The following is a 13,791-nucleotide window of genomic DNA, read 5'->3' as shown; positions in this document are numbered from 1 at the left end:
CGGCCGACGGACCGTCGACCCCTGTTCGAACATCTGTTCGAACATGTCTCTAGTACACGCGCCGCGGCGCCGGGTGTCAACCGGGTCGCCGAGGCCTGGCACACTGGACCGGGCGCGCGGGAGAACCCCGCCCCCGACCGTCACCGTCGACGAGAGGACCCTCGATGACCCCCACCACTGACCGCGTCGCGATCGTCACCGGCGCCGCCCGCGGCATCGGCGCCGCCACCGCCGCCCGGCTCGCCGCGGACGGCCACGCCGTGGCGCTGCTCGACCTGCGCGAGGAGGCCGCGGCCGAGACCGCCGCCACCCTCGTCGCGGACGGGCACCGCGCGATCGGCGTCGGCGTGGACGTCGCCGACGAGCAGTCCGTGACCGACGCCGTCGAGCGCGTGGTCGCCGAGCTCGGCGCCCCGACGGTGCTGGTCAACAACGCCGGCATCCTGCGCGACAACCTGCTGTTCAAGATGTCCGCCGACGACTGGGACGCCGTGCTCGGGGTGCACCTGCGCGGCGCGTTCCTCATGACCCGTGCCGTGCAGCGGTACATGGTCGACGCCGGGTGGGGCCGCGTCGTCAACCTGTCCAGCACCTCGGCCCAGGGGCACCGCGGTCAGGCGAACTACTCCGCGGCCAAGGCCGGCATGCAGGGGTTCACCAAGACCCTCGCCGTCGAGCTCGGCAAGTTCGGCGTCACGGCCAACGCCGTGGCCCCCGGGGTCATCGAGACCGACATGATCGCCGAGACCGCCCAGCGGGTCGGCGTGCCGCTGGAGGAGTTCCTGGCCGGCATCGCGAAGGACGTCCCGGCCGGCCGCGTCGGGCGGCCCGAGGACATCGCCGCGGCCGTGTCGTTCTTCTGCTCGCCCGAGGCCGGGTACACCAACGGTCAGGTGCTGTACGTCGCGGGCGGCCCCAAGGACTGACGGCCGCTCACGCGCCGTCCCACCACCGCAGCAGGAGCGTCCCGGCCAGCGTGAGCCACCGCGAGGGCTCACCGGCCGGGACGTCCACCTCGAACCACTCCTCGCCCGGGTGGTGGCGGTCGCGCACCCAGGTGCCGTCCTCGCGGCGGGCCGCCCGCACGACCTCGACCGCGTCCGCCAGCCGCTCGTCCGGGGCGAGGCCGTCGTACGCCGCGGCGCGGCGGACGTGGTCGGCCGCGCGCAGCACGCTGTAGCGGCCGCGGTACGGGTACTCGGCCGGCAGCACCCACGGGCCGATGAGCTCGCCGGTGGACAGCCGGTACATCAGGCGGCGCCGCAGCAGGTACTCCTGGCCCGTGCGACGCGCCTCGCGGGCGCGCTCGTCGCCGCCGACGCGCTGCTCGTAGTCCAGCAGCCCGGAGACCACGTTCAGCGTCGAGGTGACCGAGGAGACCGTGGCCCCCTCGACCCAGTCGCAGTTCCACCCGCCGTCCGCCCGGCGCACCTCGAGAAGACGGTCCAGGACCGGCTCGACGTCCACCCCGAGCCAGGCGCCGTTGGCGAGCGTGAAGGCGTTGATGCAGCAGTCGACCTCCCCGCCCCAGTAGGGCAGGTCGTCGTACTCCCACCGGCAGTCCCGGGCGAGGCGGCCGGGGGTGTCGCGGGCGCGCAGCACCGCGGCGTCCAGGCCCCACTCGCGCAGCGCGTTGAGCGACCACGTCGTCGCCGTCCACGGCTGGGGCGCGTCGGCCTCGGCACGCTGCACGGCGAAGTACGCCTGCCCGCCCGGGAAGAACGCGCCGCCGGCCCACCGGCCGTCGTCGTCCTGCAGCGCCAGCAGCCGGGCACCGAACCCCTCGGACGCCACCCGGGCGCGCGTGGCACGCCAGACGCTCTCGTCGAGCCCGAGCAGGTCGCGCTCCACCTGCCACCGCAGCGCCGGGTCGGCGTCGAGCAGCCACGACGTGGGCACGGTCATGCCGCGATCGTAGGGCGCACCGGGTGCGCACGCCCGCGTGTGCCGTTGCCGCCGCCGGGGGCGCGTACCAGGGTGGGGGCATGGACTTCACACGGCCGACCCCACCGGACCCCTACTCGCTGCTGCCCGTCCCGGCGACGTTCGAGCTCACGAGCGCCGACGTCACCGAGGGCGACCCGATGTCCGCCGACCACGCCGCCGACGGCGGCAACACCTCCCCGGCGCTGGCCTGGTCCGGGTTCCCGCCCGAGACGAAGTCGTTCGTCGTCAGCTGCTTCGACCCGGACGCGCCCACGCCGTCGGGCTACTGGCACTGGCACGTCCTGGACGTCCCGGCCTCGGTGACCTCGCTGCCGCGCGGCGCCGGGTCGCCCGACGGCGACGGGCTGCCCGCCGGCGCCTTCCAGCTCACCTCGGACGGCGGGCAGATCGGCTTCGAGGGCGCCGGGCCGCCGCCCGGCGACCACGCCCACCGCTACGTCTTCGCGGTGCACGCCCTCGACGTGGACACCCTCGGCCTGACCACCGAGAACACGAACGTGCACGCCGCGTTCAACGTGTACTTCCACGTCATCGCCCGCGCCACGCTGACCGGGACCTATCGCCGATGAGCGAGACGGCCGGGGCGGGCCTGCCCACGCTGGGCGACCTGGGGTGGGAGCCCGCCCTGCAGCGGCCCGACCTGCTGGCGGCGCCCGTCGCCGCGGCGCTGCGCGACTGGGCCGCCACGGACGCCCGGGTCGCGCGACAGGTGGCCGTCGCCGAGATCGACCCGGACCACGCCGACACGGCGACGCTCAACAAGGTCCACGGGCTCCCGCCCGAGGCGTCGGCGAACTGCGTCGTGGTGGCCGGCCGGCGCGGCGAGGTCGAGCGCGTCGCGGCCTGCGTCGTGCCCGCCACGACGTTCGCCGACGTCAACACCCGGGTGCGCAAGCTGCTCGACGCCCGCAAGGCGTCCTTCCTGCCGATGGACCGCGCCACGCGCGAGTCCGGCATGGCCTACGGCGGCATCACCCCGATCGGGGTGCCGGCCGCGTGGCGGGTCCTGGTGGACGGCCGCTTCGACGACGCCGCGGCCCCGGCCCTGATGGGCTCCGGGCTGCGGTCCTCGAAGCTGCTCATGCCCGGCGACCTGCTGTGCGCCGCGCCGGGCGTCGAGGTCGTCGACGACCTGGGTGTGGTGCGGGACTGATCAGCACTCGGAGCGGCCGCGCCGCCAGTAGCCCATGAAGGCCACGGACCGGCGGTCCACGCCCTTGGTGCGCACCAGGTAGCGGCGCAACGTCTTGATGACGCCGGCCTCGCCGGCCAGCCAGGCGTACAGCACCGTGTCCTGCGCCAGGGGGCGCCCGTCGGCGTCGACCGGGACCTCCCACAGCAGGTCGGTGTCGACGTCGACGTCGGCCAGCTCGGCGGACGGCGTCGCGGCCGCGCCGTCCGCCGTCGGGCGCACGCCCATCGCCAGCAGGCGGTCGGCGGCGTCCTGCACGGCCGGGACGAGGACGTCGCCGTGCTCCGCGCCGTCGCGTGGCAACCAGGTGACCCGCACGCCCGCCGGGGCGGCGAGCGTCCAGCGGTCCTCGGCGTGCGGCACCTCGAGGAAGACCTCCCCGACGGCGTCCGCGGGCAGCGACTCGCAGATCGACGCGATGGCCGGCACGGCGGTCTCGTCGCCGGCCAGCAGCAGGGCGTGGCTCGAGGACGGCGGGGCGAACTCGCGCCCGCCGTGCGGGCCGCCGTCGTAGGCCGCGTTCGGCCCCAGGATGACCAGGGGCGAGCCCGGCCGGGCCCCGTTCGCCCACCGCGAGGCGGGCCCGGTGTCCCCGTGCAGGACGATGTCGACGTCCACCTCGCGCCGCGCGGGCCGCACGGCGCGCACGGTGTAGGTGCGCAGCGGGTTGCGACGCTCCTCGGGCAGGGCACGCCAGGAGGTGAACCAGTCCGGGTTCTGCCGGTCCAGGTACTCCCAGCCGCCGCACGGCGCGGGCAGCAGGAACTTGATCCGCTGGTCGCGGCCGTTGTCGGCGAACTCGTGCAGGTCCTCACCGGTGAAGGTGATCCGTACGAAGGACGGGCACAGCCGCGTGACGCGCAGGACCTCGACGTCGAACATGCGCCAGGGGCGCGGCGCGACGGAGGTCTCGGTGCGGGAGTCGGTCACGGCTTCGGTCACGTAGGCCAGCCTAACCTCACCTGACCAGGCTCCGGCAAGAGTGACCCGCACCACACACCGGGCGCCGCCTCGGTCGGAACAACGGTGCCGGACGGTCGGTTGGCGACGGCGGGCCGACCCCGCGGCCCGTACCGCATCCCGAGGAGAGCGACGCCCGCATGCCTGCCACCCCGATCCGTGTCGACGTCTGGTCCGACATCGCCTGCCCGTTCTGCTACATCGGCAAGCGCAACCTGGAGGCGGCCGTCGAGGTCGCCGACGTCCCGGCAGAGATCGTCTACCACTCGTTCGAGCTCTCCCCGGACCTCCCCGTGGACACCACCGGCAGCCACGCCGAGATGCTGGCCGCGAAGATGGGCGTGGACGTCGACCAGGCGCACCAGATGGAGCGGCGCACCACAGAGCTCGCCGCCCGCGCAGGCCTCGCCTTCGACTACGAGCAGGTCCACCCGGCCAACACCCGGGCCGCGCACCGTCTGCTGCACCACGCCCTGGCCCACGGACGTCAGGCCCAGCTCAAGGAGCGCCTGCTCGCGGCCTACTTCACCGAGGGACGGCACGTCGGTCGCCACGACGAGCTCGCCGACCTGGCCGCCGAGGTCGGGCTGGACCGCGAGGAGGCGCTGGGAGTCCTCGCCGACGGCTCGTTCGGCGCCGCGGTCGACCAGGACGTCGCCCAGGCCGCCTCCCTCGGCATCCGGGGAGTGCCGTTCTTCGTCCTGGACTCACGGTTCGCGGTCTCCGGCGCGCAGCCGGTGGAGGTCTTCGTCGACGCGCTCCGGCAGGCCGCCGCCGAGGACGCCGCGTGAGCACCCCGGACCGCCCCGCCGACCGGCCCTCCGACGACGGCACCCCCACCGGACCGTTCGTCGTCCTCGGTGACCCCGGGGCGGCGCTGTGCGAGGGAGACGCGTGCGCCGCCCCCGGTGCCGCGGCGCCGCAGGAGGCTCAGCCGACGGACTGACCGGCCGGCCCCCGGAGAAGTCGACCTAGCGGACGCGCGTCGCCCAGAAGGCGACCGCCGAGGCCGCGGCGACGTTGAGCGAGTCGACGGCGCCGGCCATCGGGATGCGCACGACCCGGTCGGCGGCGGCCACCGCACCGCGCGACAGCCCGTCGCCCTCCGTCCCGAGCACGAGCGCGAGCCGGTCCGGGGCCTCGGCCGCCAGCTCGTCGAGGGTGACGGCGTCGTCGCTGAGCGCCAGGGCGGCGACCGTGAACCCGAGGTCCTGCAAGACGCCCACGTCGGCGGGCCACGCGTCGAGCCGCGTCCACGGCACCTGGAACACCGTGCCCATCGAGACCCGCACGCTGCGCCGGTACAGCGGGTCCGCGCACCGCGGGGTCACCAGCACGGCGTCCACGCCCAGCCCCGCCGCGGAGCGGAAGACCGCCCCGACGTTCGTGTGGTCGACGATGTCCTCCAGCACCGCCACCCGGCGCGCTCCCCCGGCCGCCCCGCCGCGCGAGAGCAGCTCGGCGACGGCCGGCAGCGCGGGGCGGTGGATGGCCGCGAGCGCCCCGCGGTGCAGGTGGAACCCGGTGATCTCGCGCAGCACGACCTCGTCGGCGACGAAGACGGGCACGTCGGGGTGCGCGGCGAGCACGTCGGACATCGAGTCGAGCCACTTGTCGGCCATGAGGAACGACCGCGGCCGGTGCCCGGCGGCCAGCGCCCGGCGGATGACGTTGGACGACTCGGCCATGAACAGCCCCTCGGCGGGCTCGCGGGCCGTGCGCAGCTTGACGTCGGTGAGGTCGGTGTAGTCGCGCAGGCGCGCGTCGGCGGGGTCGGTGACGTGGACGAGCGGCATCCGCCGATTCTCCCGTACTCCCGAACCCGTCGACGCCGTCGGCTCGTCGAGCCGCCGTCGGCGGAGCCCACCGCGTCAGGACCCCGAGAACCACCGCAGCGTCAGCTCGCGCCAGGTCTGCGTCCCCACTCCCCCGGGGGCGACGTCGAAGGCGTGCCCGGCCCGCGGCAGCTCGACCAGCTCGTGCTCCACCCCGTGCCGGGCGAGCTCGTCGGCGAGGTCCTGCGCGCCGGCCGGCGGGACGAGACGGTCCGCCGTCCCGAGCATCATCAGGGTCGCCGGCGCCCCGCCGGCGACGTGCTCGGCCGGCGTCACCGCGGCGTAGCGCTCGGGCACCTCGGCGGGGGTCCCGCCCGTGTACCGCTCGGACAGCACCCGTGCCCTGCTCCCGACGACCGGGTCGGTGTTGTCGTGGAAGGCCACCGGGTCGGCCACGGGATAGAGCGTGCTGACGGCGGCGACGCGGGGCAGGTCGCCGGTGCAGGCGGGTTCGATCTCCCCGGTGGCGGCGCGGTAGGCCACGTCCAGCGCGACGTTGCCACCGGCGGAGTCCCCGGCGAGGTGGACCGCGGTGCCGTCTCCGCCGTGCTCGGCGGCGTGCCGGCCCACCCATACCAGCGCGCACGCCACCTGCGGTTCGACGACGTCCCAGCGGTGGTGCTCGTCGTCCGAGAGCGGGTAGTCGACGCTGACGGCCAGGAAGCCCTGCTGCGCGAACCAGGCGGCGTGCGAGGCCGTGGTCGGCTGCAGGCGGTTCTCGGTGGCCCACCCGCCGCCGTGCACGAGCACGACCACGGGCGCCGGGGCGTCGTCCCCGCCGGTGCGGGGCAGCCAGACGGACAGCTCCTGCGCCTCGCCGTCCTGCTGCCCGTAGGTGGCGTGCAGGTCGGCGGACACGTCACCCCGGGACACGGCGAACAGCTCGCCGATCCGGACGGCGACGTCGTGGTGCTGGGCGACGAGCAGCTGCTGGGTCACGACGACGAACGCGCACACCGTGGTGACGACGCCGGCCGCGAGCACCAGGACCCGCGCCACCGACGCCCGGCGCAGCAGCGCGATCGTCCCCAGCACGACCACGACGATCCCCGCCGCCACGAACCACACCGCCCAGGGAGACACCGCCACCCCGACGTGCCCCCACCAGGGGGTGCCGGGAACCAGGGCGCCGGACGACAGGACCGCCAGCGGCAGGGCGACGGCCAGGAGCACGCCGACGGCGAGTCCGCCGCCACGCGAGGGGCGGCCCGGCCCGACCGTGGCCGCGGACGTCGGCTCCTGGTCGGGACGGGTGTCGGGTGCGGTCACGCGCTCCACTGTGGCACGCGCGGCGGCGTCTCACGCACCGGAACCGCCGTCGGGCTCGTCCGTCATCGGAGCGGCGAACTGGCTCGCGTAGAGCCGGGCGTAGGCGCCGCCCGCCGCGAGCAGACCGTCGTGGTCGCCCTGCTCGACGATGCGGCCGTGCTCCATGACCACGATGAGGTCGGCCTCGCGGATGGTGGACAGCCGGTGGGCGATGACGAACGAGGTGCGCCCGGAACGCAGGGCGTTCATCGCCTCCTGCACGAGCACCTCGGTGCGGGTGTCGACCGAGCTCGTCGCCTCGTCGAGGATGAGGATGTCGGGGTCGGCGAGGAAGGCCCGCGCGATCGTCAGCAGCTGCTTCTCGCCGGTCGACAGCGCGGCGCCGCCCTCGTCGAGGACCGTGTCGTAGCCGTCGGGCAGGGTGCGCACGAACGGGTCGACCGACGTCGCCCGGGTGGCCGCCAGGAACTCCTCGTCGGACACGTCGCGGCCCTCGCGCACGCCGTACCGGATGTTCTCCGCGATCGTGCCGCCGAACAGCCAGGTGTCCTGCAGCACCATCCCGATCCGGGACCGCAGCCCGTCGCGGGTCATCTCGCGCGTGTCGACGCCGTCGAGCAGGATCCGGCCGCCGTCGACCTCGTAGAAGCGCATGACGAGGTTGACCAGCGTCGTCTTGCCGGCCCCCGTCGGCCCCACGATCGCGATCGTGCGGCCGGGCTCGGCCACGAGGTCGAGGTGCTCGATGAGGGGCTCGTCGGGCACGTAGGAGAAGGACACGTCGTCGAACTCGACCCGCCCGCGCACCATCGCCGGGTCCCGCGCCGGGTCCGGGTCGGGCTCCTGCTCCGGGGCGTCCAGCAGCTCGAAGACCCGCTCGGCCGAGGCCACCCCGGACTGGAGCAGGTTCATCATCGAGGCGATCTGGCTCAACGGCTGCGTGAACTGGCGCGAGTACTGGATGAACGCCTGCACGTCCCCGATCGAGAGCTGACCACCCGCGACGCGCAGCCCGCCGATGACCGCGACCAGCACGTAGTTGAGGTTGGCCAGGAAGCCCATGGAGGGCTGGATGGTGCCGGAGATGAACTGCGAGCGCCGCGTCGCGTCGTGGACGGCCTCGTTCTCCCGGGCGAAGGTCTCGGCGGCGTCGGCCTGGCGCCCGTAGACCTTGACCAGCGCGTGACCGGTGAACATCTCCTCCACGTGCGCGTTGAGCCGGCCGGTGGCGGCCCACTGCTCGACGAACTGCGGCTGGGAGCGCCGTGCGATCGCCATGGTCAGCAGGATCGAGACCGGCACGGTCACCAGGGCGACCAGTGCCAGCACCCAGGAGATCCAGAACATCATGGTCAGCACGCCGACCACGGTCAGCACGGCGGTGACGAGCTGGGCCAGGGTCTGCGTGGTCGTCTGGGCGACGTTGTCGATGTCGTTGGTGACGCGGGACAGGATGTCGCCGCGCGCCTGGCGGTCGACGTAGCTGAGCGGGATCCGGTGCAGCTTGGCCTCGACCTCGTCACGCAGCCGCCGCACGGTGTTCTGCACGGCGACGGTCATCAGCCGTGCCTGCCACCACCCGAACAGGAAGGCCCCCGCGTAGACCGCCGCGACCGTCGTGAGGATCTGGGTGAGCTGGGTGACGTCGATGCCCACCCCGGGCACGACGCCGTTCATGGCGGCGACCATGTCGGCCTGGTTGACGTCGCCGGCGGCCCTCAGCTGCTCGACGGCCTCGGCGGTGGTGGTGCCCGGCGGCATGGCGCGCCCCAGCATCCGGCCGACCACGCCGGCGAAGATGACGTCGGTCGCGTCCCCGAGGAGCTTGGGCCCCAGCACCGTGAGCACGACCGAGGCGGTGCCGCACAGCAGCAGCACGGTGACGCGGACGCGCTCGGGCCGCATGACGGCGGCGAACCGGCGCAGCGAGCCGGTGAAGTCCAGCGGCTTGGCCGTGGGCATGCCGGCGACGGCCCGGGGCCCGTGCGCCCCGGCGGGCGGCCCGGGCGGTCGGGGCGGCGGGCGGTGCGCCGCCGGCCCGCTCATCGTGCCTCCTCCAGGGACATCTGCGAGGTGACGATCTCGGCGTAGGTCTCGTTCGAGGCGAGCAGCTCGGTGTGCGTGCCGCGGCCGACGATGCGGCCGTGGTCGAGCACGAGGATCTGGTCGGCGTCGCGGATGGTGGCGACGCGCTGGGCGACGACGAGCACCGTGGCCTCGGCGGTCCGGGGTCGCAGCGCCGCGCGCAGGCGGGCGTCGGTGGCGTAGTCCAGGGCGGAGAACGAGTCGTCGAACAGGTAGACCAGCGGCCGCCGGATCACCGCGCGGGCGATGGCGAGCCGCTGGCGCTGCCCGCCGGAGAAGGTGGTCCCGCCCTGGGACACCGGGGCCTGCAGACCCTCGGGCAGCGCCTCGACGACGTCGCGGGCCTGGGCCACGTCCAGGGCCTCCCACATCTCGTCCTCGGTGGCCTCGGGCCGGCCGTAGCGCAGGTTGTCGGCGATCGTGCCGGAGAACAGGTAGGCCTGCTGGGGCACCAGACCCAGCACGGAGCCCAGGTCCGCGAGGGACAGGTCGCGCACGTCGACGCCGTCGAGGCGGACCTGGCCACCCGTCGGGTCGTAGAGGCGCGGCACCAGGTTCAGCAGCGTCGTCTTGCCGGACCCGGTGGACCCGATGATCGCGGTCGTGGCGCCCGGCTCGGCGGCGAAGGTGACGTCCTGCAGCACCGGGGCGTCGGCACCGGGGTAGCCGAACCGCACGCCGTCGAAGGTCACCCGCCCCCGCGGCCCGGCGCCGCCCGCCAGGCGGGACAGGGCGACCGGCCGGTCCGGCTCGCGGACGGAGGACTCCGTGGCCAGGACCTCGCTGATGCGGCCCGCGGCGACGGAGGCCCGCGGCACCATCATGAACATCATCGTGGACATCATCACCGCCATGAGGATGAACATGATGTAGCTGAGGAACGCGATGAGGGAGCCCACCTGCAGCGACCCGTCGGCGACCTCCGCGGCCCCGAACCAGAGCACCGCCACCTGGGACAGGTTCATGACGAGCATCACCGAGGGGAACGCCAGCGCCATCAGCTTCCCGGCCCCGAGCGAGACGTCGTAGAGCCGGGTGTTGGCCGCGGCGAAGCGTTCCGCCTCGGCCCGCTCCCGCACGAACGCCCGCACCACGCGCAGCCCGGCGATCTGCTCGCGCAGCACGCCGTTGATCGCGTCGATGCGCGCCTGCATGGCCCGGAAGTAGGGCACCATGCGCCACAGCAGCAACCCGAGCGTGACGCCCAGCACGGGGACCACGACGAGCAGGAGCAGCGACAGGCTGCCGTCCTCGCGCAGCGCCATCACGACGCCGCCGACCATCATGATCGGCGCCACGACCATGATCGTGAACGTCAGCAGGACCATCATCATGACCTGCTGGACGTCGTTGGTGGTCCGGGTGATCAGCGACGGCGCCCCGAACTGCCCGAGCTCGCGGGCCGAGAACCCCTGGACCGCGTCGAACAGGTCGCGGCGCAGGTCGCGGCCGAACGCGGTCGCCGCCCGGGCACCGAGGAAGATCGCCCCGATCGCGCAGACGACCTGCGCCAGGGAGACGACCAGCATCCAGCCCCCGACCCGCAGGATGTAGCCCGTGTCCCCCTGGACGACACCCTGGTCGACGATGTCGGCGTTGAGCGACGGCAGGTAGAGCGTCCCCAGCGTCTGGACGAGCTGCAGCACCAGGAGCACGACGACGGCGCCGAGGTAGGGGCGCAGGTAGCGCCGGATCAGCGCGACGAGCATCGCGGCTCCTGGGTCCGTGGCGGGCGGTGCACCCCTCAGCCTGGACGCGGCGGGCCCCGCCGTCCAGCGGTGGACGGCGGGGCGCGCCGGGCGTGCCGCGCGAGGACGGCACGCGTCAGGTCACTGCTGGGGCGGGGCGGGCGGTTCCTCGTCACCGAGCGGCCGCGGCCGGGGCGACGGCGGCGCGGCGGGCGGCTGCTCCCCCGCCGGGCGCTGGCCGCGCTCGACCGACGGGTCGAACGGCGCGCCGGACCGGGTGCCCGAGCTCGTGGCGTCGGCGGTGGCCGCCTCGGCCTGGCGGCGGGCCTCGGCGAGCGCCTCGCCCGGGTCCTGCAGCCCGGCCTGGCCCAGGGCCGTGGACAGGGCGCCCGCACCGCCGCCGTCCTCGTCGTCGCCGGGCTCGGTGGGGATGCCGGGCGTACCCGGGGTCCCGCCGAAGCCCTTGGCGACCGAGCTGAGGGCCGCGGTGAACTCGGTCGGCACGACCCACATCTTCGAGGCGGTGCCGTTGGCGATCTGCGGGAGCATCTGCAGGTACTGGTAGGCCAGCAGCTTCGGGTCCGGGTTGCCCTGGTGGATGGCCTCGAACACCTGCAGGATCGCCCGGGCCTCGCCCTCGGCCTGCAGGATCGCGGACTGCGCGTTGCCCTCGGCCCGCAGGATCTGGGACTGCTTCTCGCCCTCGGCGGTGAGGATCTGGGACTGCTTGACACCCTCGGCGGTGAGGATGGCGGCGCGACGGTCGCGCTCGGCGCGCATCTGCTGCTCCATCGCGCCCTGCACGGAGGCCGGCGGCTCGATGGACTTCAGCTCGACCCGGTTGACGCGCACGCCCCAGCGGCCCGTCGCCTCGTCGAGGACGCCGCGCAGCTGGCCGTTGATCTGGTCACGGCTGGTGAGCGTCTGCTCGAGGTCCATCGACCCGACGACGTTGCGGAGGGTCGTGACGGTGAGCTGCTCGATGCCCTTGATGTAGTTCGAGATCTCGTAGACCGCGGACTTCGGGTCGGTCACCTGGAAGTAGATGACGGTGTCGATCTCGACGACGAGGTTGTCCGAGGTGATGACGGGCTGCGGGGGGAAGGAGACGACCTGCTCGCGCAGATCAACACGGGCCCGGACCTTCTCGATGAACGGGATGAGCCAGTGCAGCCCCGGTTGAAAGGTCCTGTCGTACCGCCCAAGTCGCTCGACGACCTGTGCGCTCGCCTGAGGGACTACCTGCACCATCTTGAACAGCACGGTGATGATGAAGACGACGAGGGCGAGCAGTGCGACCCAGACGAAGATGGGTATGCCTTCCACGAAGCGCTCCTTCGGTTGTGGGTGGTGCAGGGAGGTCAGACGATCCGGCCGCCGTCGTCGGTGGTCGGCGCGCTCGGCGAGGACGCGGGCGTCACGACGGCGGTCGCCCCGTCGATGGCGACGACCCGCACCTCCACGCCCGCCGGGATCCGGTCCGAGCTGTTGGGGACGCCGTCGTCGGGCAGGCGCGCCGACCACACCTCACCGGAGAGCTTGACGCGGCCGCCGGTCTCGGTGACCTCCGCGAGCACGACCGCCGTCCGACCCACCTGGGCCGCGGCGTTCGTCTCGACGAGGTCCGTGCGCTGACGCAGGTTCTGCAGGAGCCAGGGGCGCAGCACCGCCAGCAGCAGCACCGCCACGACGCAGGCCACGATGATCTGGAGCCACAACGGTCCACCTCCCGCCGCCGTGAGGCCGCCGGCGACCGCGCCGCCGGCGAGCATGATGAAGACGAGGTCGAGGGAGATCATCTCGACGACCGCCAGCACCAGTGCCCCGGCGATCCACCACAACCAGCCGTCCATCACGCCTCCGACCTCACCGTCTGCTTTGCTCCGAATTTACCAAACGGGAGCGTCCCCGGACAGAGTCCGGCGGGAGTGTCGCGCCGGCCGCCTCAGCGGCCGGCGGGTCGGGCGGCGCGCGCCAGCCAGCGGCCTCCGCCGTGCGCCACCAGCAGGTCCATGCCGAAGGCCTTGGAGAGGTTCTCCGAGGTGAGGACCTCCTCGATCGGGCCGGCGGCCTCCACGGTGCCGTCGCCCATGAGCAGCAGGTGTGTGAAGCCGGGCGGGATCTCCTCGACGTGGTGGGTGACCAGCACCAGGACCGGCGAGGCCGGGTCGCCGGCGAGCTCGGCCAGCGCCCCCACGAGCTCCTCCCGGCCGGCGAGGTCGAGCCCGGCGGCCGGCTCGTCGAGCAGCAGCACCTCGGGGTCGGTCATCAGCGCCCGGGCGATCTGCACCCGCTTGCGCTCGCCCTCGGACAGCGTGCCGTAGCGGCGGTCGACCAGGTCGTCCACGTCGAAGGCGGCCAGCAGCGCCCGGGCCTGCTCCTCGTCGAGCTCCTCGTACTCCTCGCGCCACCGGCCGGTGACGCCGTACGCGGCGGTGAGGACGACGTCGCGCACCGTCTCCCCCGACGGGATCTTGTCCGCCAGCGACGCCGACGAGAACCCGATGCGGGGGCGCAGCTCGAAGACGTCGGTCGCGCCGAGCTGCTCGCCCAGCAGGGTGACGGTCCCGGAGGTCGGGTGCGACCGCGCGGCGAGGATCTGCAGCAGGGTCGTCTTGCCGGCCCCGTTGGGCCCGAGGACGATCCAGCGCTCCCCCTCGGACACGCTCCAGTCGATCGAGTCGACGATGGTCGAGGTGCCGCGTCGGACGGTGACGCCCTGCAGGTCGAGTACCGCGCTCATGGTGTCCGACCCTACCGGAGCCCGCCCCGCCCGCGGACCGCCGACCAGCAGGTACCGCTGCGAGCGTACCGG

Annotated in this window: 14 protein-coding genes; 5 read left to right on the top strand and 9 right to left on the bottom strand. The window is 73.9% G+C overall.

Going from position 1 to position 13,791, the window contains the following annotated elements:
* Positions 1-164 precede the first annotated feature (164 nt).
* A complete protein-coding gene (gene fabG / locus Q6350_RS14045) occupies positions 165-926 on the top strand; it encodes a 3-oxoacyl-ACP reductase FabG (protein WP_304603860.1) in 762 nt (253 codons plus the stop codon).
* Between the two features lie 7 nt (positions 927-933).
* Here fabG and Q6350_RS14040 read toward each other — a convergent pair whose 3' ends face one another.
* Positions 934-1,905 carry a squalene cyclase gene (locus Q6350_RS14040; RefSeq protein WP_305066514.1) on the bottom strand — a complete coding sequence of 324 codons (972 nt, stop codon included), beginning with the start codon at positions 1,903-1,905 and terminating at the stop codon, positions 934-936.
* An 80-nt stretch (positions 1,906-1,985) separates the two neighbouring features.
* Here Q6350_RS14040 and Q6350_RS14035 point away from each other — a divergent pair, with 80 nt between their 5' ends.
* Together Q6350_RS14035 and Q6350_RS14030 are read left to right on the top strand one after the other, a co-directional pair.
* Positions 1,986-2,516: a YbhB/YbcL family Raf kinase inhibitor-like protein gene (locus tag Q6350_RS14035; RefSeq protein WP_304603858.1), complete on the top strand. Its 531-nt coding sequence runs from the start codon at positions 1,986-1,988 to the stop codon at positions 2,514-2,516.
* Positions 2,513-3,100: a YbaK/EbsC family protein gene (locus tag Q6350_RS14030; RefSeq protein ID WP_304607650.1), complete on the top strand. Its 588-nt coding sequence runs from the start codon at positions 2,513-2,515 to the stop codon at positions 3,098-3,100. Before Q6350_RS14035 ends, Q6350_RS14030 begins: the two co-directional genes overlap by 4 nt.
* Here the strand turns inward: Q6350_RS14030 and Q6350_RS14025 are convergent, their stop codons facing one another.
* The gene (locus Q6350_RS14025; protein ID WP_171245963.1) at positions 3,101-4,021 is read right to left on the bottom strand and encodes a siderophore-interacting protein; all 921 of its coding nucleotides are present in this window, start codon (positions 4,019-4,021) and stop codon (positions 3,101-3,103) included.
* Between the two features lie 218 nt (positions 4,022-4,239).
* Between Q6350_RS14025 and Q6350_RS14020 the strand changes: the two genes are divergently transcribed.
* Together Q6350_RS14020 and Q6350_RS14015 are read left to right on the top strand one after the other, a co-directional pair.
* Positions 4,240-4,890: a DsbA family protein gene (locus tag Q6350_RS14020; RefSeq protein ID WP_304603855.1), complete on the top strand. Its 651-nt coding sequence runs from the start codon at positions 4,240-4,242 to the stop codon at positions 4,888-4,890.
* Positions 4,887-5,045 carry a hypothetical protein gene (locus tag Q6350_RS14015; RefSeq protein ID WP_171245839.1) on the top strand — a complete coding sequence of 53 codons (159 nt, stop codon included), beginning with the start codon at positions 4,887-4,889 and terminating at the stop codon, positions 5,043-5,045. Before Q6350_RS14020 ends, Q6350_RS14015 begins: the two co-directional genes overlap by 4 nt.
* 25 nt (positions 5,046-5,070) lie before the next feature.
* Here the strand turns inward: Q6350_RS14015 and Q6350_RS14010 are convergent, their stop codons facing one another.
* The 7 genes from Q6350_RS14010 to Q6350_RS13980 all read right to left on the bottom strand — a co-directional run bounded on the left by Q6350_RS14010 (position 5,071) and on the right by Q6350_RS13980 (position 13,719).
* Entirely contained in the window at positions 5,071-5,895 is an 825-nt protein-coding gene (locus Q6350_RS14010; RefSeq protein WP_305066513.1) for an RNA methyltransferase, read from the bottom strand.
* A gap of 75 nt (positions 5,896-5,970) precedes the next feature.
* Entirely contained in the window at positions 5,971-7,203 is a 1,233-nt protein-coding gene (locus tag Q6350_RS14005; protein WP_305066512.1) for an alpha/beta hydrolase, read from the bottom strand.
* A gap of 30 nt (positions 7,204-7,233) precedes the next feature.
* On the bottom strand, positions 7,234-9,249 hold the full coding sequence (locus Q6350_RS14000) for an ABC transporter ATP-binding protein (protein ID WP_305066511.1): 2,016 nt from the start codon (positions 9,247-9,249) through the stop codon (positions 7,234-7,236).
* Positions 9,246-10,997 (bottom strand): ABC transporter ATP-binding protein, encoded by a 1,752-nt coding sequence (locus tag Q6350_RS13995; protein WP_305066510.1) that lies wholly within the window; start codon positions 10,995-10,997, stop codon positions 9,246-9,248. The genes Q6350_RS14000 and Q6350_RS13995 overlap by 4 nt, the downstream gene beginning before the upstream one ends.
* Positions 10,998-11,117: 120 nt before the next feature.
* Complete coding sequence (locus tag Q6350_RS13990; RefSeq protein WP_305066509.1) at positions 11,118-12,302, bottom strand: SPFH domain-containing protein; 1,185 nt, start codon at positions 12,300-12,302, stop codon at positions 11,118-11,120.
* A 35-nt stretch (positions 12,303-12,337) separates the two neighbouring features.
* Complete coding sequence (locus Q6350_RS13985) at positions 12,338-12,829, bottom strand: NfeD family protein (RefSeq protein WP_305066507.1); 492 nt, start codon at positions 12,827-12,829, stop codon at positions 12,338-12,340.
* Positions 12,830-12,921: 92 nt separating this feature from the next.
* Positions 12,922-13,719, bottom strand: a complete 798-nt coding sequence (locus tag Q6350_RS13980; RefSeq protein WP_305066506.1) for an ABC transporter ATP-binding protein — start codon at positions 13,717-13,719, stop codon at positions 12,922-12,924.
* Between the last annotated feature and the right edge of the window lie 72 nt (positions 13,720-13,791).

The organism is Isoptericola sp. b515, assembly GCF_030588125.1.
GTDB lineage: Bacteria > Actinomycetota > Actinomycetes > Actinomycetales > Cellulomonadaceae > Isoptericola > Isoptericola sediminis.
This window is presented reverse-complemented; position numbering and strand designations above follow the sequence as displayed.

Coding starts and splice junctions, on each gene's coding strand:
- fabG (WP_304603860.1), top strand. CDS start 165: ATGACCCCCACCACTGACCGCGTCGCGATCGTCACCGGCGCCGCCCGC.
- Q6350_RS14040 (WP_305066514.1), bottom strand. CDS start 1,905: ATGACCGTGCCCACGTCGTGGCTGCTCGACGCCGACCCGGCGCTGCGG.
- Q6350_RS14035 (WP_304603858.1), top strand. CDS start 1,986: ATGGACTTCACACGGCCGACCCCACCGGACCCCTACTCGCTGCTGCCC.
- Q6350_RS14030 (WP_304607650.1), top strand. CDS start 2,513: ATGAGCGAGACGGCCGGGGCGGGCCTGCCCACGCTGGGCGACCTGGGG.
- Q6350_RS14025 (WP_171245963.1), bottom strand. CDS start 4,021: ATGTTCGACGTCGAGGTCCTGCGCGTCACGCGGCTGTGCCCGTCCTTC.
- Q6350_RS14020 (WP_304603855.1), top strand. CDS start 4,240: ATGCCTGCCACCCCGATCCGTGTCGACGTCTGGTCCGACATCGCCTGC.
- Q6350_RS14010 (WP_305066513.1), bottom strand. CDS start 5,895: ATGCCGCTCGTCCACGTCACCGACCCCGCCGACGCGCGCCTGCGCGAC.
- Q6350_RS14000 (WP_305066511.1), bottom strand. CDS start 9,249: ATGAGCGGGCCGGCGGCGCACCGCCCGCCGCCCCGACCGCCCGGGCCG.
- Q6350_RS13995 (WP_305066510.1), bottom strand. CDS start 10,997: ATGCTCGTCGCGCTGATCCGGCGCTACCTGCGCCCCTACCTCGGCGCC.
- Q6350_RS13985 (WP_305066507.1), bottom strand. CDS start 12,829: ATGGACGGCTGGTTGTGGTGGATCGCCGGGGCACTGGTGCTGGCGGTC.
- Q6350_RS13980 (WP_305066506.1), bottom strand. CDS start 13,719: ATGAGCGCGGTACTCGACCTGCAGGGCGTCACCGTCCGACGCGGCACC.